19 protein-coding genes are annotated in these 23,159 nt (G+C 68.1%); 1 reads left to right on the top strand and 18 read right to left on the bottom strand.

Going from position 1 to position 23,159, the window contains the following annotated elements; all coding sequences use genetic code 11:
• Positions 1-15 precede the first annotated feature (15 nt).
• The 8 genes from rpsS to ADK86_RS09220 all read right to left on the bottom strand — a co-directional run bounded on the left by rpsS (position 16) and on the right by ADK86_RS09220 (position 4,944).
• A complete protein-coding gene (gene rpsS, locus ADK86_RS09255; protein WP_004571826.1) occupies positions 16-297 on the bottom strand; it encodes a 30S ribosomal protein S19 in 282 nt (93 codons plus the stop codon).
• A gap of 12 nt (positions 298-309) precedes the next feature.
• On the bottom strand, positions 310-1,146 hold the full coding sequence (gene rplB, locus ADK86_RS09250; protein WP_004571825.1) for a 50S ribosomal protein L2: 837 nt from the start codon (positions 1,144-1,146) through the stop codon (positions 310-312).
• Between the two features lie 39 nt (positions 1,147-1,185).
• The gene (gene rplW, locus ADK86_RS09245) at positions 1,186-1,509 is read right to left on the bottom strand and encodes a 50S ribosomal protein L23 (protein ID WP_030589643.1); all 324 of its coding nucleotides are present in this window, start codon (positions 1,507-1,509) and stop codon (positions 1,186-1,188) included.
• Positions 1,509-2,159: a 50S ribosomal protein L4 gene (gene rplD / locus ADK86_RS09240; RefSeq protein ID WP_030589640.1), complete on the bottom strand. Its 651-nt coding sequence runs from the start codon at positions 2,157-2,159 to the stop codon at positions 1,509-1,511. The genes rplW and rplD overlap by 1 nt, the downstream gene beginning before the upstream one ends.
• 8 nt (positions 2,160-2,167) lie before the next feature.
• The gene (gene rplC, locus ADK86_RS09235; protein WP_030589636.1) at positions 2,168-2,812 is read right to left on the bottom strand and encodes a 50S ribosomal protein L3; all 645 of its coding nucleotides are present in this window, start codon (positions 2,810-2,812) and stop codon (positions 2,168-2,170) included.
• A 17-nt stretch (positions 2,813-2,829) separates the two neighbouring features.
• Positions 2,830-3,138 carry a 30S ribosomal protein S10 gene (gene rpsJ / locus ADK86_RS09230; protein WP_004571821.1) on the bottom strand — a complete coding sequence of 103 codons (309 nt, stop codon included), beginning with the start codon at positions 3,136-3,138 and terminating at the stop codon, positions 2,830-2,832.
• Between the two features lie 468 nt (positions 3,139-3,606).
• A complete protein-coding gene (locus tag ADK86_RS09225) occupies positions 3,607-4,518 on the bottom strand; it encodes a helix-turn-helix transcriptional regulator (protein WP_053696147.1) in 912 nt (303 codons plus the stop codon).
• Positions 4,519-4,665: 147 nt separating this feature from the next.
• Positions 4,666-4,944, bottom strand: coding sequence for a hypothetical protein (locus ADK86_RS09220; RefSeq protein WP_030589628.1), 279 nt, complete (start codon positions 4,942-4,944; stop codon positions 4,666-4,668).
• A 753-nt stretch (positions 4,945-5,697) separates the two neighbouring features.
• On the opposite strand from ADK86_RS09220, the gene ADK86_RS09215 reads away from it, so the two are divergent.
• On the top strand, positions 5,698-7,533 hold the full coding sequence (locus ADK86_RS09215) for a nucleotidyltransferase domain-containing protein (RefSeq protein WP_053696146.1): 1,836 nt from the start codon (positions 5,698-5,700) through the stop codon (positions 7,531-7,533).
• A 70-nt stretch (positions 7,534-7,603) separates the two neighbouring features.
• Here ADK86_RS09215 and panD read toward each other — a convergent pair whose 3' ends face one another.
• The 10 genes from panD to rplJ form a co-directional block, all read right to left on the bottom strand.
• Positions 7,604-8,035 (bottom strand): aspartate 1-decarboxylase, encoded by a 432-nt coding sequence (gene panD, locus ADK86_RS09210; protein ID WP_053696145.1) that lies wholly within the window; start codon positions 8,033-8,035, stop codon positions 7,604-7,606.
• Positions 8,036-8,217: 182 nt separating this feature from the next.
• Complete coding sequence (tuf, locus tag ADK86_RS09205) at positions 8,218-9,411, bottom strand: elongation factor Tu (RefSeq protein WP_030589621.1); 1,194 nt, start codon at positions 9,409-9,411, stop codon at positions 8,218-8,220.
• A gap of 161 nt (positions 9,412-9,572) precedes the next feature.
• Positions 9,573-11,693, bottom strand: a complete 2,121-nt coding sequence (gene fusA, locus ADK86_RS09200; RefSeq protein WP_030589618.1) for an elongation factor G — start codon at positions 11,691-11,693, stop codon at positions 9,573-9,575.
• Between the two features lie 39 nt (positions 11,694-11,732).
• Positions 11,733-12,203, bottom strand: coding sequence for a 30S ribosomal protein S7 (rpsG, locus tag ADK86_RS09195; protein WP_004571813.1), 471 nt, complete (start codon positions 12,201-12,203; stop codon positions 11,733-11,735).
• Positions 12,204-12,205: 2 nt separating this feature from the next.
• Positions 12,206-12,577 (bottom strand): 30S ribosomal protein S12, encoded by a 372-nt coding sequence (gene rpsL / locus ADK86_RS09190; RefSeq protein WP_003948652.1) that lies wholly within the window; start codon positions 12,575-12,577, stop codon positions 12,206-12,208.
• Between the two features lie 423 nt (positions 12,578-13,000).
• A complete protein-coding gene (locus ADK86_RS09185; RefSeq protein WP_053696170.1) occupies positions 13,001-13,474 on the bottom strand; it encodes a DUF1707 and DUF4190 domain-containing protein in 474 nt (157 codons plus the stop codon).
• A gap of 301 nt (positions 13,475-13,775) precedes the next feature.
• The gene (locus ADK86_RS09180; protein ID WP_030589612.1) at positions 13,776-17,675 is read right to left on the bottom strand and encodes a DNA-directed RNA polymerase subunit beta'; all 3,900 of its coding nucleotides are present in this window, start codon (positions 17,673-17,675) and stop codon (positions 13,776-13,778) included.
• A 96-nt stretch (positions 17,676-17,771) separates the two neighbouring features.
• A complete protein-coding gene (gene rpoB, locus ADK86_RS09175; protein ID WP_030589609.1) occupies positions 17,772-21,254 on the bottom strand; it encodes a DNA-directed RNA polymerase subunit beta in 3,483 nt (1,160 codons plus the stop codon).
• A 606-nt stretch (positions 21,255-21,860) separates the two neighbouring features.
• On the bottom strand, positions 21,861-22,250 hold the full coding sequence (gene rplL / locus ADK86_RS09170; protein WP_030589606.1) for a 50S ribosomal protein L7/L12: 390 nt from the start codon (positions 22,248-22,250) through the stop codon (positions 21,861-21,863).
• Between the two features lie 89 nt (positions 22,251-22,339).
• Positions 22,340-22,891 (bottom strand): 50S ribosomal protein L10, encoded by a 552-nt coding sequence (gene rplJ / locus ADK86_RS09165; protein WP_030589603.1) that lies wholly within the window; start codon positions 22,889-22,891, stop codon positions 22,340-22,342.
• Positions 22,892-23,159 lie beyond the last annotated feature (268 nt).

Here is a 23,159-nt window from a genome sequence, read left to right as displayed (position 1 = left end):
TCGCACTCCGGTCGATCAGCGACGACGCGACTTGCGGTCGTCCTTCTCGTGGCCGCGGAAGGTGCGGGTCGGCGCAAACTCGCCGAGCTTGTGGCCGACCATCGACTCGGTGACGAACACCGGGACGTGCTTGCGGCCGTCGTGCACCGCGATCGTGTGGCCGAGCATGGCCGGGACGATCATCGAGCGGCGGGACCAGGTCTTGATGACGTTCTTGGTGCCGGCTTCGTTCTGGACATCCACCTTCTTGGCGAGGTGGTCGTCGACGAAGGGCCCCTTCTTGAGACTACGCGGCATCTAAACCCGCTCCTAGCGCTTCTTGTTCGTCTTGCGGCGGCGGACGATGTACTTGTTCGAAGCCTTCTTCGGCGAACGCGTACGACCCTCCTTCTGGCCCCACGGCGAGACCGGGTGGCGACCACCGGAGGTCTTGCCCTCACCACCACCGTGCGGGTGGTCGACCGGGTTCATCACGACACCACGCACGGTCGGGCGGACGCCCTTCCAGCGCATACGGCCGGCCTTGCCCCAGTTGATGTTCGACTGCTCGGCGTTGCCGACCTCGCCGACGGTGGCGCGGCAGCGCACGTCGACCAGGCGGATCTCACCGGACGGCATACGGAGGTGGGCCATGGAGCCCTCCTTCGCCAGCAGCTGCACGGAGGCACCCGCGGAGCGGGCGAACTTCGCGCCGCCGCCGGGCCGCAGCTCGATGGCGTGGATCGTCGTACCGACCGGGATGTAGCGCAGCGGCAGGTTGTTGCCCGGCTTGATGTCGGCGCCCTGGCCGTTCTCGATGCGGGCGCCCTGCACCAGGCCACGGGGGGCGATGATGTAGCGCTTCTCGCCGTCCGCGTAGTGGAGCAGCGCGATGCGAGCGGTGCGGTTCGGGTCGTACTCGATGTGCGCGACCTTGGCCGGCACGCCGTCCTTGTCGTGACGACGGAAGTCGATCACGCGGTAGGCGCGCTTGTGGCCACCGCCCTGGTGGCGAACGGTCACACGACCGGCGTTGTTACGGCCGCCCTTGCTGTGCAGCGGGCGGACCAGCGACTTCTCCGGCGTGGACCGCGTGATCTCGACAAAGTCGGCGACGCTGGAGCCACGACGGCCCGGGGTCGTCGGCTTGTACTTGCGGATACCCATTTCTCAGTCCTCGTCCGATTCCGGACGACTCGGACTCCGTTAGGAGACCGGGCCGCCGAAGATGTCGATACGGTCGCCCTCGGCGAGGGTCACGATGGCGCGCTTGGTGTTGGCGCGCTTGCCGAAACCGGTGCGGGTGCGCTTGCGCTTGCCCTGCCGGTTGATCGTGTTGACCCCGGTGACCTTGACCGAGAAGACCGCCTCGACGGCCTGCTTGATCTGGGTCTTGTTCGCACGCGGGTCGACGACGAACGTGTACTTGTTCTCGTCCAGCAGCGCGTAGCTCTTCTCGGACACGACCGGCTTGACGAGAATGTCGCGCGGGTCCGTGAAGGACTTGCTGGTAACGGTCGCCTCAGCCATCAGGCGGCGCTCCCTTCGGTCTCAACGGCCTTGGGGCCAGACACGAAGGACTCGAAGGCGGCCTTGGTGAAGACCACGTCGTCGGAGACGAGCACGTCGTACGTGTTCAGCTGGCCCGGCTCCAGGATGTGGACCTGGGGCAGGTTGCGGGCGGACAGCCACGCGGCCTCGTCGGCGCGCTCGGCGACCAGCAGCACATGCTTGCGCTCGCTGATCTTGCCGAGGAGAACCTTGGCGGCCTTGGTGGAGATCTCGCCCTCGACCACGCCGGAGACGACGTGGATGCGGCTGTTGCGGGCCCGGTCGGTGAGGGCACCGCGCAGGGCGGCGGCCTTCATCTTCTTCGGGGTCCGCTGGCTGTAGTCACGCGGCACGGGGCCGTGGACGACGCCACCGCCGGCGAACTGCGGCGCACGGGTCGAGCCCTGACGCGCGCGGCCGGTGCCCTTCTGGCGGTACGGCTTCTTGCCACCGCCGCGGACCTCGCCACGGGTCTTGGTCTTGTGCGTGCCCTGACGGGCCGCGGCCAGCTGCGCGACAACGACCTGGTGGATCAGCGGGATGCTGACCTTCGCGTCGAAGATCTCCGCGGGGAGCTCGACGGTCCCGGCCTTGTCGCCTGCCGGCGAAAGGATGTCAATGGTGCTCATCGGTTACCTCAGGCCCCCTTGGCCGCGGTACGGACCAGGACGAGGCCGCCGTTCGGACCAGGAACTGCGCCCTTGATGAGCAGCAGACCCTTCTCCGCGTCAACGGCATGGACGGTCAGGTTCTGGGTGGTGACCCGCTCGTTGCCCATACGGCCGGCCATCCGCATGCCCTTGAACACGCGGCCCGGGGTGGCGCAGCCACCGATGGAGCCCGGCTTGCGGTGCACGCGGTGGGCACCGTGCGAAGCCTTGCCGCCGTGGAAGCCGTGACGCTTCATGACACCGGCGAAGCCCTTGCCCTTGCTCTTGCCGGTCACGTCCACCTTGACGCCGGACTCGAAGGTCTCGGCGGTCAGCTCCTGGCCGAGGGTGTACTCGCTGGCGTCAGCGGTACGGACCTCGACGAGGTGACGGCGGGGGGTGACGTCGGCCTTCGCGAAGTGGCCCTTGAGGGGCTTGTTCACCTTGCGCGGGTCGATCTCGCCGAAGGCGATCTGGACGGAGTCGTAGCCGTCCGTGTCACTGGTGCGCACCTGGGTCACGACGCAGGGGCCGGCCTTCACCACGGTCACCGGGACGACACGGTTGTTGTCGTCCCAGACCTGGGTCATGCCGAGCTTCTCGCCCAGGATGCCCTTGATCTGCTTAGCCATTCTCAGATCACCGACCCTCAGAGCTTGATCTCGATGTCGACACCGGCCGGAAGGTCGAGTCGCATCAGGGAGTCAACGGTCTTCGGCGTCGGGTCGAGGATGTCGATCAGGCGCTTGTGCGTGCGCATCTCGAAGTGCTCGCGCGAGTCCTTGTACTTGTGCGGCGACTTGATGACGCAGTACACGTTCTTTTCGGTGGGGAGCGGCACCGGGCCCGCGACCGACGCACCAGTACGGGTCACCGTCTCGACGATCTTCTTCGCCGACGTGTCGATGACCTCGTGGTCGTAGGCCTTGAGCCGGATGCGGATCTTCTGTCCCGCCATGGCTACTTCGTAGTCCTGTCTCTCGTAACGCTCTGGGACCCGGTACGTTGCCGTTCATCCACCGACCCACGCGGTCGGGCGTGTCGCGCCCCTTCCCGCAGATCTCCGCAAGGGCGATCCTTCGAGAAGGAGAACGTGGGGGATGAACACCCACCGGGCGCCTGGCTGAGGCACCCCGCTGACGCTTCCCGGAAGATTCCCGTACTTCCGCCCCTACACCTTTCGATGTAAATCATGAGGCGACGAATACCTAGGACTCGCTTCCAGTCCTCCCGGCGGGAGGCGCGCAGCATCGGCACTCAACCGAGCAACCTGGACAGTGTGCCATACGAGCGGCGAACGCCGCCAATCAAGCCGGAGATCGTACACCGATCCGGGGGCGCCGATTGCACGGACCCGTCGACGACACGCCGAATCCGGCCGGTACGGGACGCGTTTTCGCAGGCCAGGGCGGGCCCGCGCGCTGCGTCACGCCGCGATCGCCATCTGCCACTGGATACGGGCGGGCTCCTCCGTACGGCGGTCCCCGGTCTCCATGGCGAAGGCGGCGCGCGGGTGGTCCCGGACCAGGCGGAGCCACTCGCCGACGGTGGCCGTCGCCGGTACGGGCACGACGCGGCCGGAGCGGGCCGGGCCGCGGCTGGACAGCACGGTGACGGTGAACCGGTCCGTCTCGGTGACCAGCACCGCGTCGTGCGGGAAGCGCGCCACGCACTCCATCACGCCGCGCGCGGGCTCCCGCGCGTCGGCCACGACCAGGACGTGGTTGCCGTGCTCGTCCGTCGTCCCGTCGAACCCCGCCAGCAGGGTCAGGAAGCGGCTTATGTGGCGGCTGCGCAGCTCGTCGATGACGCGCTGGCGCCCGTCCTTGAAGCCCGGGGTGGTGGCGAAGCGGAAGGTCAGCGAGATCCGCCCGGCCAGCGCGACGTCGATCTGGGCCATCTCCTCGCGCGTGGGGTGCGCGGCGCCGTCGTCCATGCCGTGCCCGGCGAGCCAGCGGTTGACCTCGGACCACAGCCACGCCTGCGACCGGCCGACGGTCCCCTCGGGCGCCGGGAAGGGCGCGCCCCGGGCCTTGCGCGCGCCGGCGACCCACTGCGCGACGTTCTGCCGCGAGCGTCCGGTGCGTTCGGCGATCTCGTGTATGCCGACCAGGTCGCGGTCGAGGCGGCACACCCGCAGGCGCGGCGCGGTGGCCCGTACGGCCGACGCGGCTTCGAGGGCGGCCTGCACGGCGCAGTCGCCGGGCCAGCTGACGCTGAGCAGGTCGACGCCGCCGGCCCGCGCCAGGAGGGCGTCACAGGTTTCGCGCAGCGCGTCGACGGCGTCCTGGTCGTCGACGGTCGCGCCCGTGACGACGAAGGTGAAGTCGTAGTCCATGGCGGCGTCCCCCTAGTCCTTCCGCAGGGTCGCAGAGTCCGTTGTCGTTCGTCAACAGACAAAGCATGACAAAGCCTGTCGCACCCTGCCAGAGCAACTGTCGCAAAACACACGGACCCCGACGGCCCACCTCAGTTGACGCAGTGGTCACGCTTCGCCGCGCGGCATGCCCGTCAGACTGCGGTTCGGCGCCTCCCCGGGCAGCGGGCAGCGGGCCGCCAGCCGGTCGATCACCCGGGCGTGCGCGGTCGGGCTGCGCGGCGTGCCCGCCACGGGAATGACCGTGCAGCGGCCCTCGCACGGGCAGTAGAGACGCCCCCAGTGCCCGTCCTTGCGCAACACCCAGCCCCGGGCGGTCCACTTCTCCAGGACGCGGCGTACGTCCTTCTTGGGGTGGTCGCAGGGCCTGATCTCGCTGCCGACCACCCGCTCACCGCCCGTCGGCGGATACGGACGACCCCCAGGGGCCGCGACACGCGGACGGCTTCGGGACGGCTGCGGGGCCGGCGCCGCGCGCGGCGGGGGCGACGGGGTGAGCAAGTACCACGAGAGGCTGACTCCTCTGGTGCCGACGGGACTTCTTGTGGCGACGCCTGATCCCCCTCGGCGCGCGCCGACCCTCCCAGACCCGTCACGCTCCGACATCAGTACGTTACTCCAAATGACGGATGGCGTTCGGCAATTCGTGCGCGCCACACCCCGCGCCCCGGTCTTCCGCGGTCGCACGCCCCGCTCCCCTGCGCTCCGGCTCGTCGTCGCGACGCATTGCGCCCCCTATTCCGATTCGCCGCAAAATCCTATAGCTCACAAGAAATGGAAGCCGTCCGAATGAAGCTCGAAAGCCGGTGACTGAAGGCCCCCGCCAAGGGAATCCTGACTCCCGTGCCGAGGGGCAGAAGGGGCGGGGCCCTCCCGGCTTCCCGCGGGCCCGGCGCCGGAGGCGTGTGCCAGCACGCGCGGCCTCGTGTCCCGCGCTCCCCGCCACACCGATATCCGTAAGGCGGAACGACGGAACCGGCCGCCCCTTACGCGCGCCTTTCCGGACCGTACAACCGATGATCGGCTCACCGATAAACCCTTCGCAAAGAGATCCCCGTACCGAGGAATCAATCCGACCGCCTATGCACACCACCCTGCCGAAATCCCCCGCCCGGACTTTCCACCACCGGAGGAAGTGCCATGCCCCTGAGCCCACCGGCCGAAAACGGCCCGTCGGCGCCGCCCCGCGTCATCGCCGTGAGCGGCCCGGCCCACGTGGGGAAGGGCACGCAGCTGCGGCTGCTGGCCCGCCGTGCCCCGCAGCTCGATGTCTGCCGTCCCGCGGAGGAGCACGTCCCGCAGTGGCCGACGCTCATCGGTACGGACCCCACCGGCTGGTGGCTCCAAGGCGCTTCGTACCAGGAGCTGGCGGATGTGCTGGCCGCCTCCTTCCTGGCCCGCACGCGACAGCCGCACGCGGGTGGCCTGCGCTGCGTACGGCAGGGCCTGCCCATGCTGGAGGCGACGCTGGCTGCGGTGGCCTCGGTGCGCGAGAAGCGTTCGACGGCGCGCGCGGCCGATGACGCGCGCGCCGTGCTCGCCCCGTACCGCGCCGCTCTGTACGCCGCCGAGGAGAGCGAGTACGGCATCGTCCTGCTGCACGACGAGGACCCAGCACAGGATGTCGCGCGCGGTCTGGCCCGGTCACCGGCGCCGAACGGGCTCCTGGAGAACTACCGGCGGCGGCTGCACGAGCAGATTCACCGCCTGGTCGACGAAGGTCGGTTCGACACGGCCGTCGTCGTCGGCGACCGGCCGGTCATCGACGTACAGCACGAACTGCGGCAGTGCCTCCACCGGCTGTACCCAGCGGTGCCGGAATGTGCGCTCTCGCGCGTACGGGTGGTGGCGCTCGGCGGCGGCAGCGACCAGGCGCGCGAGGCCGCGGGCGAATACCTGCGGACCCGGCGCGGCTATGCCCGCCTGGATGCCGCGCACCTGGTCGGCGAGGCGGCGTCCGACGCCCGGACCTGGGCCGAATGCCTCACCGACGGCCTCGACCGGTACTGCGCCGCGCATCCCTTCCTCGATCGGGTGAGTGTCGAGCCCGTACGTGACGCCGACGCGCTCGCGGAGCTGCGGAAGCTCTTCGGCGACCGGCTGCGCGTCCAGGACGGGCCGCCTGCCGGGCGGGCCGCCGCTCCCTGGGCCCGACTGTCCCTTCAGCGCGGTCTCGACCGCCTGGCCTTCGATTCGGCCTGGACGTTCCGGACGCCGAAGCCCGTCTCCGTCCACAGCCTGGGGTTGCCGCCATGCCTCGGCGTCTACCTGCGCGCGCTGCGCGAGCGGCTCACCCGGCCCTCCCCCGTCGTGGACCTGATCGCGGTGACCGGCAGCGCGGCCCGGGGGACGTACGAGCACGGCTGGAGCGACCTGGACGTCCTCGTCCTGGCGCCGCAGGACCGGCTCCCCCGGCTCCGGCAGGTACGCGCCGACCTGGCGCCCGAGCTGGCCGGGGTGCGGCTGACGATGACGGTCCTCACCGAGGACGAGTTCCGCGCGGGCGCCCTGCCACCGCAGCTGCTGCACGTCCTCACCCTGAGCGGGGCGGGCGCCATCGCTCCCCTGTGGTGCGCCCCCGGCCTCGCCCTGCCCGTACCGGACGCGGTGACGTACGCGGACGGCAGCCTGCGCGACGGGGTGCGGGCCGCCGTCACCCTCCGCAGGCAGCTCCTGCTGGACGCCCCGGACCCGCACGCGCTCTACAAGGCCACCGCCCTGCTCGCGAAGATCATGCTCCGGGTGGAGTGCGGGGCCGAGTACCCGGCCGACGACCAGGCCATCGCTGCCTTCCACCGGCGGCAGCCCGACGGCGGTGGCGACGGGCCCGGCGACGTACGCAACGACCGGGCCGGGGCCGAGCGGATGGCCGGGGCCGTACTGCGCGGCTGGCTGGCCACGCTGGGCGCCGGACCGGCGGCCGGGGCACCGGGGGCCGCACAGCCGCGTACGGCCGAAAACCGCTCTCCCTCGTAGAGGCAGAACCGTCCGGACCGCGATCACGCCTTCCGGTCCGCCGAGCCCGGCCTCTGCACCCCCGCGCCCGTCAGACCGCCGGCCGCGCCGCCACCGCCCCGGGGCTCCGCCGGTCGTCGCCGCCCGGTACCGGCTCCGAGGCGTCCGCCCCCACACCGACGATCCGGTTGGCCGCGTCCACGTGCACCACGCGCGGCCGCAGCGTACGGGCCTCCGCGTCGTCCACCTGCGCGTAGCTGATGAGGATCACCAGGTCGCCGGGGTGTACGAGGTGTGCGGCGGCGCCGTTGATGCCCAGGACACCGGAGCCGCGCTCGCCCTCGATGATGTACGTCTCCAGGCGGGCGCCGTTGGTGATGTCGACGATGTGGACCAGCTCGCCGGGGAGCAGATCGGCGGCGTCCAGCAGGTCGGCGTCGACCGTCACCGAGCCGACGTAGTGCAGGTCCGCCTGGGTCACGGTGGCCCGGTGGATCTTGGACTTGAACATGGTGCGCAGCATGGCGTCACTTCCGTCAGAAGGGTCGCGTCCCGAGGGGGTACGCGCCGACCCGCACATGCTAGGCAGCCGCGGGCGCGAGCAGAAGACGCTGCCCCCGAACAGCGAGAAGCCCCGCTCACCCGAAGGTGAGCGGGGCTTCCCCGAGCGCTCGAAAGAGCTGCCGGGTCTCCCCGACCGTCGAATTACTTGACGATCTTGGTGACCTGGCCGGCGCCGACGGTCCGGCCACCCTCACGGATGGCGAACTTCAGGCCCTCCTCCATGGCGACCGGCTGGATCAGCTGGACGGACATGGAGGTGTTGTCGCCCGGCATGACCATCTCGGTGCCCTCGGGGAGGGTCACGACGCCGGTCACGTCCGTGGTACGGAAGTAGAACTGCGGGCGGTAGTTGTTGAAGAACGGGGTGTGGCGGCCACCCTCGTCCTTCGACAGGATGTACGCCTGCGCCTCGAACTCCGTGTGCGGGGTGACCGAGCCCGGCTTGATGATGACCTGGCCGCGCTCGACGTCCTCGCGCTTGATGCCACGGAGCAGCAGACCGACGTTCTCACCGGCCTGGCCCTCGTCGAGCAGCTTGCGGAACATCTCGATGCCGGTGACCGTGGTGGTGGTCTTCTCGGTCTTGATGCCGATGATGTCGACGGTCTCGTTGACCTTGAGGACACCACGCTCGATACGACCGGTGACAACGGTGCCACGGCCGGTGATCGTGAAGACGTCCTCGATCGGCATCAGGAACGGCTTGTCGGTGTCGCGCTCCGGCGAGGGGATGGCCTCGTCGACGGCGTTCATCAGGTTCAGGACCGACTGGCCCCACTCCTTGTCGCCCTCGAGCGCCTTGAGCGCCGAGACCTTGACGACCGGAACGTCGTCGCCCGGGAACTCGTACTCCGAGAGGAGCTCACGGACCTCGAGCTCGACGAGCTCCAGGATCTCCTCGTCGTCCACCATGTCGGCCTTGTTCAGGGCCACCACGATGTAGGGCACGCCGACCTGGCGGGCCAGGAGCACGTGCTCCTTGGTCTGCGGCATCGGACCGTCGGTCGCGGCGACCACGAGGATCGCGCCGTCCATCTGGGCGGCACCGGTGATCATGTTCTTGATGTAGTCCGCGTGACCGGGGCAGTCGACGTGGGCGTAGTGACGGTTCTCCGTCTGGTACTCGACGTGCGCGATCGAGATGGTGATACCGCGCTGGCGCTCCTCGGGAGCCTTGTCGATCTGGTCGAAGGCCGAGGCCTCGTTCAGGTCCGGGTACGCGTCGTGCAGCACCTTGGTAATGGCGGCCGTGAGGGTCGTCTTACCGTGGTCGATGTGACCGATGGTGCCGATGTTGACGTGCGGCTTAGTCCGCTCGAACTTCGCCTTCGCCACTGGGGTCCTCCTGTGGAGTGGTTCTGTACGCCTTACTCATCGGCGCCAGGTGATCTTTGCTGGGGTGCCGGCTGCCGGGGGCCCACCCCGCGGGGTGGCGGGGACGGGCCCCGGCAGACGGTGTCAAGCCTAAAGCGTGTTCCGACTCGGGGGAGCCGGGACTACTCGCCCTTGGCCTTCGCGATGATCTCCTCGGCGACGTTCCGCGGAACCTCGGCGTAGGAGTCGAACTGCATCGAGTAGCTTGCGCGACCCGAGGTCTTGCTGCGGAGGTCTCCGACGTAGCCGAACATCTCCGAGAGCGGAACCAGGCCCGTGACGAGCTTGGCGCCGTGGCGGTCCTCCATGGACTGGATCTGACCGCGACGCGAGTTGATGTCGCCGATGACGTCACCCATGTAGTCCTCGGGCGTCGTCACCTCGACCTTCATCATCGGCTCCAGCAGGGCCGGGCTGGCCTTGCGGGCGGCCTCCTTGAAGGCCATCGAACCGGCGATCTTGAAGGCCATCTCCGAGGAGTCGACCTCGTGGAAGGCACCGTCGAGAAGCACGACCTTGACGCCGGTCAGCGGGTAGCCGGCGAGCACGCCGAACTCCATGGCCTCCTGGCAGCCCGCGTCCACGGACGGGATGTACTCCCGCGGGATACGGCCACCGGTGACCTTGTTCTCGAACTCGTACCCGTCGCCCTCAAGGGGCTCCAGCGCGATCTGGACCTTCGCGAACTGACCGGAACCACCGGTCTGCTTCTTGTGCGTGTAGTCCAGCCGCTCGACGGCCTTGCGCAGGGTCTCACGGTAGGCGACCTGCGGCTTGCCGACGTTGGCCTCGACCTTGAACTCGCGCTTCATACGGTCGACCAGCACGTCGAGGTGCAGCTCGCCCATACCCGCGATGATGGTCTGGCCGGTCTCCTCGTCCGTGTGGACCTGGAAGGACGGGTCCTCCTCGGCGAGACGCTGGATGGCGACACCCAGCTTCTCCTGGTCGCCCTTGGACTTGGGCTCGATGGCGACCTGGATGACCGGGGCCGGGAACTCCATCGACTCCAGGATGACCTGGTGCGACGGGTCGCAGAGGGTCTCACCGGTGGTGGTCTGCTTCAGACCCATGACGGCGACGATGTCACCGGCACCCACCGACTCGATCTCCTCACGCTTGTTCGCGTGCATCCGGTAGATCTTGCCGATGCGCTCCTTCTTGCCCTTCACCGAGTTGGTGACCTGCGAGCCGGCCTCAAGGCGGCCCGAGTACACCCGGATGAAGGTGAGCTTGCCCAGGTGGGGGTCGCTCGCGATCTTGAAGGCCAGCGCGGCCAGCGGCTCGTCCTCGGAGGGACGGCGCTTGATGACCTCGTCCGCGTCGTTGACGGCGTGGCCCTCGATGGCCTCGACGTCCAGCGGCGACGGCAGGTAGCGCACGACCGCGTCGAGCAGGGGCTGCACGCCCTTGTTCTTGAACGCGGTGCCGCAGAAGACCGGGGTGACGGTGGTGTCGCCGCCCTTGCCGGAGTTGATGGTGATACGGCGGATCGCCGCGTGCAGCTGGTCCGTGGTGGGCTCCTGGCCCTCCAGGTACAGCTCCATCATCTCTTCGTCGTTCTCGGCGACGGCCTCGAGCAGCTTGCCGCGCCACTCGTCGGCGGCCTCGGCGTGCGTGGCCGGGATGTCGACGGTGTCGTACATCTCGCCCTTGGCGGCCTCGGCGGACCAGACCAGCGCCTTCATGGAGACGAGGTCGATGACGCCCTTGAAGTCCGCCTCGGTGCCGATCGGCAGCTGCATCACGATCGGGGTCGCGCCCAGGCGGTCCACGATCATGTCGACGCAGCGGTGGAACTCCGCACCGGTGCGGTCGAGCTTGTTGACGAAGCAGATACGCGGCACGCCGTAGCGGTCGGCCTGGCGCCAGACGGTCTCGGACTGCGGCTCAACACCGGCAACGCCGTCGAACACCGTCACCGCACCGTCGAGCACGCGCAGCGAACGCTCCACCTCGACGGTGAAGTCGACGTGGCCCGGGGTGTCGATGATGTTGATGGTGTGGTCGACGTTGTTCAGCGGCCAGTGGCAGGTCGTCGCGGCAGACGTGATCGTGATGCCGCGCTCCTGCTCCTGCTCCATCCAGTCCATCGTGGCAGCGCCGTCGTGGACCTCACCGATCTTGTAAGAAACACCGGTGTAGAACAGGATCCGCTCGGTGGTGGTCGTCTTGCCCGCGTCGATGTGGGCCATGATCCCGATATTGCGGACCTTGGCCAGGTCAAGCGAAGTGGTAGCCATAGTGGCTCAATCTTCTCTCGGTCTCGATGTGGGTAGCGACTACCAGCGGTAGTGCGCGAAGGCCTTGTTGGACTCGGCCATCTTGTGCGTGTCCTCGCGCTTCTTGACCGAAGCGCCGAGGCCGTTCGAGGCGTCCAGCAGCTCGTTCATCAGGCGCTCGGTCATGGTCTTCTCACGGCGGGCGCGGGAGTAGCCCACGAGCCAGCGCAGCGAGAGCGTGGCGGCACGGCCGGGCTTGACCTCGACCGGGACCTGGTAGGTCGCGCCACCGACACGGCGGGACTTGACCTCGAGGGTCGGCTTGATGTTCTCGAGCGCGCGCTTCAGCGTGATGACCGGGTCGTTGCCGGTCTTCTCACGCAGACCCTCCATGGCGCCGTAGACGATGCGCTCGGCGGTGGAGCGCTTGCCGTTCAGCAGCACCTTGTTGATGAGGGAGGTCACCAGAGGAGAGCCGTAGACCGGGTCGATGATGACCGGGCGCTTCGGGGCGGGGCCCTTACGAGGCATTCTTACTTCTCCTTCTTGGCGCCGTAGCGGCTGCGAGCCTGCTTGCGGTTCTTGACGCCCTGCGTGTCGAGGGAGCCGCGGATGATCTTGTACCGAACACCCGGCAGGTCCTTCACACGGCCGCCGCGCACGAGCACGATCGAGTGCTCCTGCAGGTTGTGGCCCTCACCCGGAATGTAAGCGGTGACCTCGATGCCGCTGGTCAGACGCACACGCGCGACCTTACGCAGGGCCGAGTTCGGCTTCTTCGGGGTGGTCGTGAAAACACGCGTGCAGACGCCGCGGCGCTGGGGCGAACCCTCCAGTGCGGGCGTCTTGTTCTTCTCGACCTTGTCCTGCCGGCCCTTGCGGACCAGCTGCTGGATCGTAGGCACCGTTTCTCCGGTTTCTGTGTGCCAGTCTCGGTAAAGCTAACCTGGAACAGTCCCCGACCCACGCGGTCGGGTGTGTCGAATACTGCAGACCCCTCGCTGGGACGAGGACGGCGGCAGATTGCGGTGTCGAGACCCGGCTTCCGTGCGGACGAGTGCACGCACGGCAGCCCGAGGACACCCCAGGCACAAGGTCAGAGCGTACCTACCGCATGGGCTGCGGTCAAAACAAATGCACACGCGAAGGACACGCCGGACTCCTCCGGCGCTGCGGCCACCGTAGTGCGATCAGGAGCCGTACGGAAGAAGGCTCCACCTCCGCTCCGCGAGCCGTTCGGCCCGCGGAATGGGCCGTACGGGTGGGCCGGACACCGTCACTCCGGCTTGTACCACGCCGGCGCCGGCTTCGCGCGTGTGACGTTCTTCCTAGGCGCGGGAAAGCACCGCCAGCATCATCACGAAGAGGAAGAACGCCCACCCGCCGATGCTCAGCCAGCCCAGGACCAGCCCGGCCAGCGCCTGGCCGTCCCCGCGCTCCCCGGACCGGCGGATCTCGGCACGGGCCTTGTGGCCCAGGATCACCGCGGGTATCCCGGTCAGACCCCCCGTCGCCATGGTGAGAATGCCGCAGATCAGCGCGCCGGTCGCGGTGCCGTTCGTCGGCACCTGCGGCGGCGCCGGCATGAAGGTCTGGGGCACCGCCGGAGGGGGCGCGAACTGTGCCTGCGGCACCGGGCCCTGCGGCAGATCCGCGACCAGCATCTGCAGCTCGCCATGGGTCTGTGCCTGGTAAGCGCGGCCGATCCGCTGCTCGTACTCGTGCTGCGGAAGCCGGCCCTCGGCGAACCCGGCCTTCAGCACGTCGACCGCACGCTCGCGGTCGGCGTGCGAGGCACGCATCGCCGATGTCTGCCCCGACGCCTGGGCCGGCGGCTGACCGCCTTGCCACTGCGCCGGCTGCCCGCCCTGCCACGGCTGAAACGCCACCTGGAGCACCTCCCCCATTCTGAGCAGTACACCCATCATTCAGTACGCGTCAGGAGATCGCACGGTTCCCCCGCACGAATCTACGCGGCGCGTCCCCCCGCCGTCCGGCCGCGGTGGGGCCGGGCCGAAACGCCGCAGGGCGGCCACCCCGGGAGGGTGACCGCCCTGTCGCCACAGCGCGTGTCCGGTGAGCCGGCCGCTGCCGTGCGGGACCTTACTGGTTGTACGGACCGTAGTCGTAGTCCTCCAGCGGGACCGCCTGGCCGGAGCCGGTGCCGAAGGGCGAGTAGTCGATGTCGTCGTAACCGACGGCCGAGTACATCGCGGCCTTGGCCTCCTCGGTGGGCTCCACCCGGATGTTGCGGTAACGGGACAGGCCCGTACCGGCCGGGATGAGCTTACCGATGATGACGTTCTCCTTGAGGCCGATCAGGGAGTCCGACTTGGCGTTGATCGCCGCATCGGTGAGCACCCGGGTCGTCTCCTGGAAGGACGCCGCCGACAGCCAGGACTCGGTGGCCAGCGAAGCCTTGGTGATACCCATCAGCTGCGGACGGCCGGAGGCCGGGTGGCCGCCTTCCTGGACCACACGACGGTTCTCGCTCTCGAACTTCGTACGCTCCACCAGCTCGCCCGGCAGCAGCTCCGCGTCGCCGGACTCGATGATCGTCACACGGCGCAGCATCTGCCGGATGATGATCTCGATGTGCTTGTCGTGGATCGCCACGCCCTGGTTGTTGTAGACCTTCTGGACCTCGCCGACCAGGTGGACCTGGACGGCCCGCTGGCCCAGGATGCGCAGCACGTCGTGCGGGTTGACGGCACCCACGGTCAGCGGCTGGCCGACCTCGACGTGGTCACCCTCGCCCACCAGCAGACGGGCACGCTTGGAGACGCCGTAGGCCGTCTCGTCGCTGCCGTCGTCCGGCGTGACGATGACCTTCTTGGTCTTCTCGGTCTCCTCGATCCGCACGCGGCCGGCGGCCTCGGAGATCGGGGCGACACCCTTGGGCGTACGGGCCTCGAAGAGCTCGACGACACGCGGCAGACCCAGGGTGATGTCGTCACCGGCCACACCACCGGTGTGGAAGGTACGCATCGTCAGCTGGGTGCCGGGCTCACCGATGGACTGGGCGGCGATGATGCCGACCGCCTCACCGATGTCGACCAGCTTGCCGGTGGCCAGCGAGCGGCCGTAGCAGAAGGCGCAGGTGCCGACGGCGGACTCACAGGTCAGGACCGAGCGGGTCTTGACCTCCTCCACGCCGTGCGCGATCAGCTGGTCGATGAGCACGTCACCGAGGTCGACATTGGCCGACGCGACGACCTTGCCGTCCACCACGACGTCCTCGGCCAGCATCCGCGCGTACACGGAGGACTCGACGTCGTCCGCCTTGCGCAGCACGCCGGAGGCGTCCTTGCTGGCGATCCGCAGCTTGAGGCCGCGCTCGGTGCCGCAGTCCTCCTCGCGGATGATGACGTCCTGGGAGACGTCCACGAGACGACGGGTGAGGTAACCCGAGTCGGCGGTACGCAGCGCGGTGTCCGCGAGACCCTTACGGGCACCGTGGGTGGAGATGAAGTACTCCAGCACGGACAGACCCTCGCGGAACGACGCCTTAATGGGCCGCGGGATGGTCTCGTTCTTCGCGTTCGACACCAGACCACGCATACCGGCGATCTGCCGCATCTGCATCATGTTTCCTCGGGCACCCGAGTCAACCATCATGAAGATGGGGTTCGTCTTGGGGAAGTTGTCGTTCATCGCCTCGGCGACCTCGTTGGTCGCCTTGGTCCAGATGTTGATCAGTTCCTGAGTGCGCTCGTCCTTGGTGATCAGACCGCGCTCGTACTGCTTCTGGACCTTCTCGTCCTGGGCCTCGTAGCTCGCGACGATCTGCTTCTTGGCCTCGGGCACGACGATGTCGGAGACCGCGACGGTGACACCGGAACGGGTCGCCCAGTGGAAACCGGCCGCCTTCAGGTTGTCCAGCGTCGCCGCCACGACGACCTTCGGGTAGCGCTCGGCCAGGTCGTTGACGATCGCGGAGAGCTGCTTCTTGCCCACCGAGTAGTCGACGAACGGGTAGTCCTCGGGCAGCAGCTCGTTGAAGAGCGCGCGGCCCAGGGTCGTACGCAGCCGGAAGCTGTCACCCTGCTGCCACTCCGGCTCGCCCTCCTCCTGCACCGGCGGGGTCCAGCCGCGGGGCGGGACGGTGCCGATCGGGAAGCGGATGTCGACCTTCGCCTGGAGCGACAGCTCCCGGTTGTCGAAGGCCATGATCGCCTCGGCGACCGAGCCGAAGGACCGGCCCTCACCGATGACCTCGCGCTCCGCCTCGTCGGTGGTGAGGAAGAACAGGCCCAGCACCATGTCCTGGGTCGGCATGGTGACCGGACGGCCGTCGGCCGGCTTGAGGATGTTGTTCGAGGACAGCATCAGGATGCGGGCCTCGGCCTGCGCCTCCGCGGACAGCGGCAGGTGCACGGCCATCTGGTCACCGTCGAAGTCCGCGTTGAACGCGGTGCACACGAGCGGGTGAATCTGAATGGCCTTGCCCTCGACCAGCTGCGGCTCGAAGGCCTGGATGCCGAGGCGGTGCAGCGTGGGCGCACGGTTCAGCAGAACCGGGTGCTCCGCGATGACCTCTTCGAGGACGTCGTAGACGACCGTGCGGCCGCGCTCGACCATCCGCTTGGCGCTCTTGATGTTCTGCGCGTGGTTCAGGTCGACCAGGCGCTTCATCACGAACGGCTTGAAGAGCTCCAGCGCCATGGCCTTGGGCAGGCCGCACTGGTGCAGCTTCAGCTGCGGACCGACGACGATCACGGAACGCGCGGAGTAGTCCACACGCTTGCCGAGCAGGTTCTGACGGAACCGGCCCTGCTTGCCCTTGAGCATGTCGCTGAGGGACTTCAGCGGACGGTTGCCCGGACCGGTGACCGGCCGGCCGCGGCGGCCGTTGTCGAACAGCGCGTCCACGGCCTCCTGGAGCATGCGCTTCTCGTTGTTCACGATGATCTCGGGCGCGCCGAGGTCGAGAAGCCGCTTCAGGCGGTTGTTGCGGTTGATGACACGGCGGTACAGGTCGTTCAGGTCGGAGGTCGCGAAGCGGCCACCGTCCAGCTGCACCATCGGACGCAGGTCCGGCGGGATGACCGGGATGCAGTCCAGCACCATGCCGTTGGGGCTGTTGCGGGTCTGCAGGAACGCGGAGACGACCTTCAGGCGCTTGAGCGCACGGGTCTTCTTCTGGCCCTTGCCGGTACGGATGATCTCGCGGAGCTTCTCGGCCTCTTCGTCGAGGTCGAAGGACTCCAGGCGCTTCTGGAGCGCGGCCGCGCCCATGCCGCCCATGAAGTACGTGCCGAAGCGGTCACGCAGCTCGCGGTAGAGCAGCTCGTCGCCCTCCAGGTCCTGGACCTTGAGGTTCTTGAAGCGGCTCCACACCTCGTCGAGGCGGTCGATCTCGCGCTGCGCGCGGTCGCGCAGCTGCTTCATCTCGCGCTCGGCGCCCTCGCGCACCTTGCGGCGCACGTCGGCCTTGGCGCCCTCGGCCTCCAGCTCGGCCAGGTCGGTTTCGAGCTTCTTGGCGCGGGCCTCCAGGTCGGCGTCGCGGCGCTGCTCGATCTGCTGGCGCTCGACGGAGACGTGCGCCTCCAGCGAGGGCAGGTCGCGCGTACGGCGCTCCTCGTCCACCCACGTGATCATGTAGGCGGCGAAGTAGATGACCTTCTCCAGGTCCTTCGGGGCGAGGTCGAGCAGGTAGCCCAGCCGCGACGGAACGCCCTTGAAGTACCAGATGTGCGTGACGGGAGCGGCCAGCTCGATGTGGCCCATCCGCTCACGGCGCACCTTGGCGCGAGTGACCTCGACGCCGCAGCGCTCACAGATGATGCCCTTGAAGCGGACACGCTTGTACTTGCCGCAGTAGCACTCCCAGTCCCGGGTGGGGCCGAAGATCTTCTCGCAGAAGAGGCCGTCCTTCTCGGGCTTGAGGGTGCGGTAGTTGATGGTCTCCGGCTTCTTGACCTCGCCGTGGGACCACTGTCGGATGTCGTCCGCGGTCGCCAGGCCGATCCGCAGCTCGTCGAAGAAGTTGACGTCGAGCACTGTCGTCAATCCCTCTTTCAGGGTCGAGTCTCAATCATGGTCTGAGGGGGTCCGGGGTGGGGCCGGGACCTCGCTGGGAGGTCCCGGCCAGACCCGTCAGACCTCTTCGACGCTGCTCGGCTCGCGCCGGGACAGGTCGATGCCGAGCTCCTCCGCGGCGCGGAAGACATCCTCGTCCGTGTCGCGCATCTCGATGGACATGCCGTCCGAGGACAGCACCTCCACGTTCAGGCACAGCGACTGCATTTCCTTGATGAGGACCTTGAAGGACTCGGGAATGCCGGGCTCGGGGATGTTCTCGCCCTTGACGATGGCCTCGTAGACCTTCACGCGGCCGGTCACGTCGTCGGACTTGATGGTCAGCAGTTCCTGGAGGGCGTACGCGGCGCCGTATGCCTCCAGCGCCCACACCTCCATCTCACCGAAGCGCTGGCCACCGAACTGGGCCTTACCACCCAGCGGCTGCTGGGTGATCATCGAGTACGGGCCGGTCGAACGCGCGTGCAGCTTGTCGTCGACCAGGTGGTGGAGCTTCAGGATGTACATGTACCCGACCGAGATCGGGTCCGGGAACGGCTCACCGGAACGGCCGTCGAACATCCGGGCCTTGCCGGAGTTCTTGACCATCCGCTCGCCGTCGCGGTTGGGGAGCGTCGCGTCGAACAGACCGGCGAGCTCGTCCTCGCGCGCACCGTCGAAGACCGGGGTCGCGACGTTGGTGCGCGGCGCGACGTCGTCGGCGCCGATCGCCTGGAGGCGCTTCTGCCAGTCCTCGTCGCCCTCGACCTTCCAGCCCTGGCTGGCGAGCCAGCCGAGGTGGATCTCCAGGACCTGTCCCGGGTTCATTCGGGACGGGACACCCAGCGGGTTGAGGATGATGTCGACCGGGGTGCCGTCCTCCAGGAACGGCATGTCCTCGACCGGCAGGATCTTGGAAATGACGCCCTTGTTGCCGTGGCGGCCGGCGAGCTTGTCACCGTCGGTGATCTTGCGCTTCTGCGCCACGTAGACGCGGACCAGCTGGTTCACGCCCGGGGGCAGCTCGTCGCCCTCCTCGCGGTCGAAGACGCGGACGCCGATGACCTTGCCGATCTCGCCGTGCGGGACCTTCAGCGAGGTGTCACGGACCTCACGGGCCTTCTCACCGAAGATCGCGCGCAGCAGGCGCTCCTCGGGGGTCAGCTCGGTCTCACCCTTGGGCGTGACCTTGCCGACGAGGATGTCGCCGGCAACGACCTCGGCACCGATCCGGATGATGCCGCGCTCGTCGAGGTCCGAGAGGACCTCCTCGGAGACGTTCGGGATGTCCCGGGTGATCTCCTCCGGGCCGAGCTTGGTGTCCCGGGCGTCGACCTCGTGCTCCTCGATGTGGATCGAGGACAGGACGTCGTCCTGCACGAGGCGCTGCGACAGGATGATCGCGTCCTCGTAGTTGTGGCCCTCCCACGGCATGAACGCCACGAGCAGGTTCTTGCCGAGCGCCATCTCGCCCTCGTCCGTGGACGGACCGTCGGCGAGCACCTGGCCCACGACCACACGGGCGCCCTCGTCCACGACGACCTTCTGGTTGAAGGAGGTGCCCTGGTTCGAGCGGGTGAACTTGGCGACGCGGTACGTGGTGTACGTGCCGTCGTCGTTGGCGACGGTGATGTAGTCCGCGGAGACCTCCTGGACCACACCGTCCTTCTCCGCCTTGATGACGTCACCGGCGTCGACCGCGCAGCGGTACTCCATGCCGGTGCCGACCAGCGGGGCCTCCGCCTTGATCAGCGGCACGGCCTGGCGCATCATGTTCGATCCCATGAGCGCGCGGTTGGCGTCGTCGTGCTCCAGGAAGGGGATCATGGCGGTCGCGGCCGACACCATCTGGCGCGGCGAGACGTCCATGTAGTCCACGTCCTCGCGGGCGGCGAGGTCGACCTCACCACCGCGGCGGCGGCACATCACGCGGCCCTCGGCGAACTGCATGTCCTCGGTGAGGGGCGCGTTCGCCTGGGCGATCAGGAAGCGGTCTTCCTCATCGGCGGTCAGGTAGTCGACCTGCTCGGTGACCCGGCCGTCGACGACCTTGCGGTACGGCGTCTCGATGAAGCCGAAGACGTTGACCCGGCCGTACGAGGCGAGCGAGCCGATCAGACCGATGTTCGGGCCTTCGGGCGTCTCGATCGGGCACATGCGGCCGTAGTGCGAGGGGTGCACGTCACGGACGTCCAGGCCGGCCCGCTCACGGGAGAGACCACCGGGGCCCAGCGCCGACAGACGGCGCTTGTGGGTCAGGCCCGACAGCGGGTTGGTCTGGTCCATGAACTGGGACAGCTGGCTGGTGCCGAAGAACTCCTTGATGGAGGCGACGACCGGCCGGATGTTGATCAGGGTCTGCGGCGTGATCGCCTCGACGTCCTGGGTGGTCATGCGCTCGCGCACGACACGCTCCATACGGGCGAGACCCGTACGGACCTGGTTCTGGATCAGCTCGCCGACGTTGCGCAGACGGCGGTTGCCGAAGTGGTCGATGTCGTCGGTCTCGACGACGATCTCCGTGCCGTTCTCGCCGATCGTCTCGGTCTCGCCCGCGTGGAGCTTCACCAGGTACTTGATCGTGGCGATGATGTCGTCGGTGGTCAGCACGCCCGCGTCGAGCGGCTCGTCACCGCCGAGCTTCTTGTTGACCTTGTAGCGGCCGACCTTCGCCAGGTCGTAGCGCTTCGGGTTGAAGTAGAGGTTCTCCAGCAGCGTCTGCGCGGCCTCGCGCGTCGGCGGCTCGCCCGGACGCAGCTTGCGGTAGATGTCGAGCAGCGCGTCGTCCTGGCCCTGGGTGTGGTCCTTCTCCAGGGTGGCGCGCATGGACTCGTACTCGCCGAACTCCTCCAGGATCTGCTCGGTCGTCCAGCCGAGGGCCTTCAGGAGGACGGTCACCGACTGCTTGCGCTTGCGGTCGATGCGCACGCCGACCATGTCGCGCTTGTCGATCTCCATCTCCAGCCAGGCACCCCGGGACGGGATGATCTTGGCGGTGAAGATGTCCTTGTCGGAGGTCTTGTCGATCTGGCTGTCGAAGTAGACGCCCGGCGAGCGGACCAGCTGCGAGACGACGACACGCTCGGTGCCGTTGATGCAGAAGGTGCCCTTGTTGGTCATGAGCGGGAAGTCGCCCATGAAGACCGTCTGGGACTTGATCTCCCCGGTCTCGTTGTTGGTGAACTCGGCGGTGACGAAGAGCGGGGCCGCGTACGTGAAGTCGCGCTCCTTGCACTCGTCGATGGAGTTCTTCGGGGGCTCGAATCGGTGGTCGCGGAACGTCAGCGACATCGACCCGGAGAAGTCCTCGATCGGGGAGATCTCTTCGAAGATCTCCTCCAGACCGGACTTGGTGGGGACGTCCTGACCACTTTCCAGCGCAGCCTCGACGCGACCCTTCCATGCGGCATTGCCGAGCAGCCAGTCGAAGCTTTCGGTCTGCAGCGCAAGGAGGTTCGGAACCCCGAGGGGCTCCTTGATCTTCGCAAAAGAGATGCGCAGCGGGGCGGTGCTGTCGCCGTTGTTCGTATTGGCAGTCGAGGCGTTGCGCGAGGCGGCCAAGAGGGGGTCCTTCCGAGGGCTCGGACTCACTACGCGCGTACCGGTCCCGGTCCGAACACAGCCGGAGGAAAGGCCCAGGTCAGGGCGGTTCGGTCGGCATTGCTCGGGCTCGGGTATGCCCCTGGTGACGGGCAGGGAGCAGCTAACAGGCAGCGCAAAGGGTCAGTGTAGCCACTCGGCACACTGATGTCCAGAGCGAGTTTCCGGAGACCGGTACAGCACTGTGATACCGATCTTCTCCCTCCGGGAGGCGGCACCCTCCGTGACGGAGGTACCCCTCTTTGTTCTTCTCAACGCCCAACGTCTCATGCCTGCCGCAAGCCGTGCGCCAAGAGGCGCACCCCGATGCTTCCCTCTTCGCCGGCGATCCATGCCTCGAACCCGGATCGCTTCTGGCGTCGCGTCCTGAGAATTGCGCGCTGCGTGCGGTTCGTCAAGGCCCCCCACCCGTTGGAAGATCGTCACGGGGCGCGGGTCCGCGGGCACGAAGATCACCATACTCGCACGGAAGGGCGGGTCGGCGCAGCCGCGGCCCGAACGCCCGAAGGCGACCACCCGCATGGGTGATCGCCTTCAGGTTCGCGAAGAGTCAGCGGACTCCTGAGGTCACTTGACCTCGACGGAGGCGCCGGCGCCCTTGAGGGCCTCGGCGGCCTTGTCCGCGGCGTCCTTGGCGACCTTCTCGAGGACCGGCTTCGGGGTGCCGTCGACGAGGTCCTTGGCCTCCTTCAGACCCAGCGAGGTCAGCTCGCGCACGACCTTGATGACCTGGATCTTCTTGTCGCCGGCGCCGGTCAGGATGACGTCGAACTCGTCCTGCTCCTCGGCAGCGGCGGCGCCGCCGTCACCCTGGGCCGGGCCGGCAGCGACGACGGCGGCCGGGGCGGCAGCCTCGACGTCGAACTTCTCCTCGAACTTCTTCACGAAGTCGGAGAGCTCGATGAGGGTCATCTCCTCGAACTGGGCGAGCAGTTCGTCCTGGGTGAGCTTCGCCATGGTGGCGGTCCTTCCACTAATTCGGCTGGTGCCGGATGTACATTGCGGCGGGCGTGCTGAGCAGACGTGCCCGCTGGACTGCGAAGTGGTTACTCCGCGGCCTCGGCGGGAGCCGGCTCACCGGCACCGCCCTGCTCGACCTTGCTGCGAAGAGCTTCCGCGGTGCGGACCATCTTCGTGAGCGGGGCCTGGAAGGTCGCCGCGGCCTTGGCCATGGACGCCTTCATGCCACCCGCCAGCTTGGCGAGCAGAACCTCGCGGGACTCGAGGTCCGCAAGCTTCTTGATCTCGTCGGCGGACAGCGCCCTGCCTTCGAGGACACCGCCCTTGATGACGAGAGAGGGGTTCTCCTTGGCGAAGTCACGAAGACCCTTCGCCGCCTCGACCGGGTCACCGGTCACGAAGGCGACGGCCGTCGAGCCCTTGAGGTGCTCGTCCAGCGTGATCCCGGCCTCATTGGCCGCAATCTTGGTCAGCGTGTTCTTCACCACACGGTACTGAGCGTTGTCACCGAGCGAACGGCGCAGCTGCTTGAGCTGAGCGACGGACAGTCCGGTGTACGCGGTCACAACAGCGGCGTTGGAGTTACGGAGCTTCTCCGTGATCTCCTCGACGGCTGCGACCTTGTCGGGCCTCGCCATGAGCCTCGGCCTCCTTCCGGGTGATGAGGACCGCGCAGAAGGGGCTGGGCAAAACAAACGCCCCGGCGCAAGCGCACGGGGCATGGCTCAACCGGTCGAAACGGAGTTCTTCCGGGAGATCTTCCTCGTCCACCTGCGCAGGCCGTCCGCAGCTAGCGGATCCTTCGGTTCCGTACGCCCATACGGGCGCGCGGAGACAACCAGCGGTCTTTGGCTTCCTCGCTACGGTACGCGAACGGCCCAGGCGCAGGCAAATCCGTCCCCGGGC

Source organism: Streptomyces sp. NRRL F-5755 (assembly GCF_001279365.1).
In the GTDB taxonomy this organism is placed as follows: Bacteria; Actinomycetota; Actinomycetes; order Streptomycetales; family Streptomycetaceae; genus Streptomyces; species Streptomyces rimosus.
The sequence above is the reverse complement of the archived record's forward strand: the minus strand, read 5'-3'. Positions and strand labels throughout refer to the sequence as shown.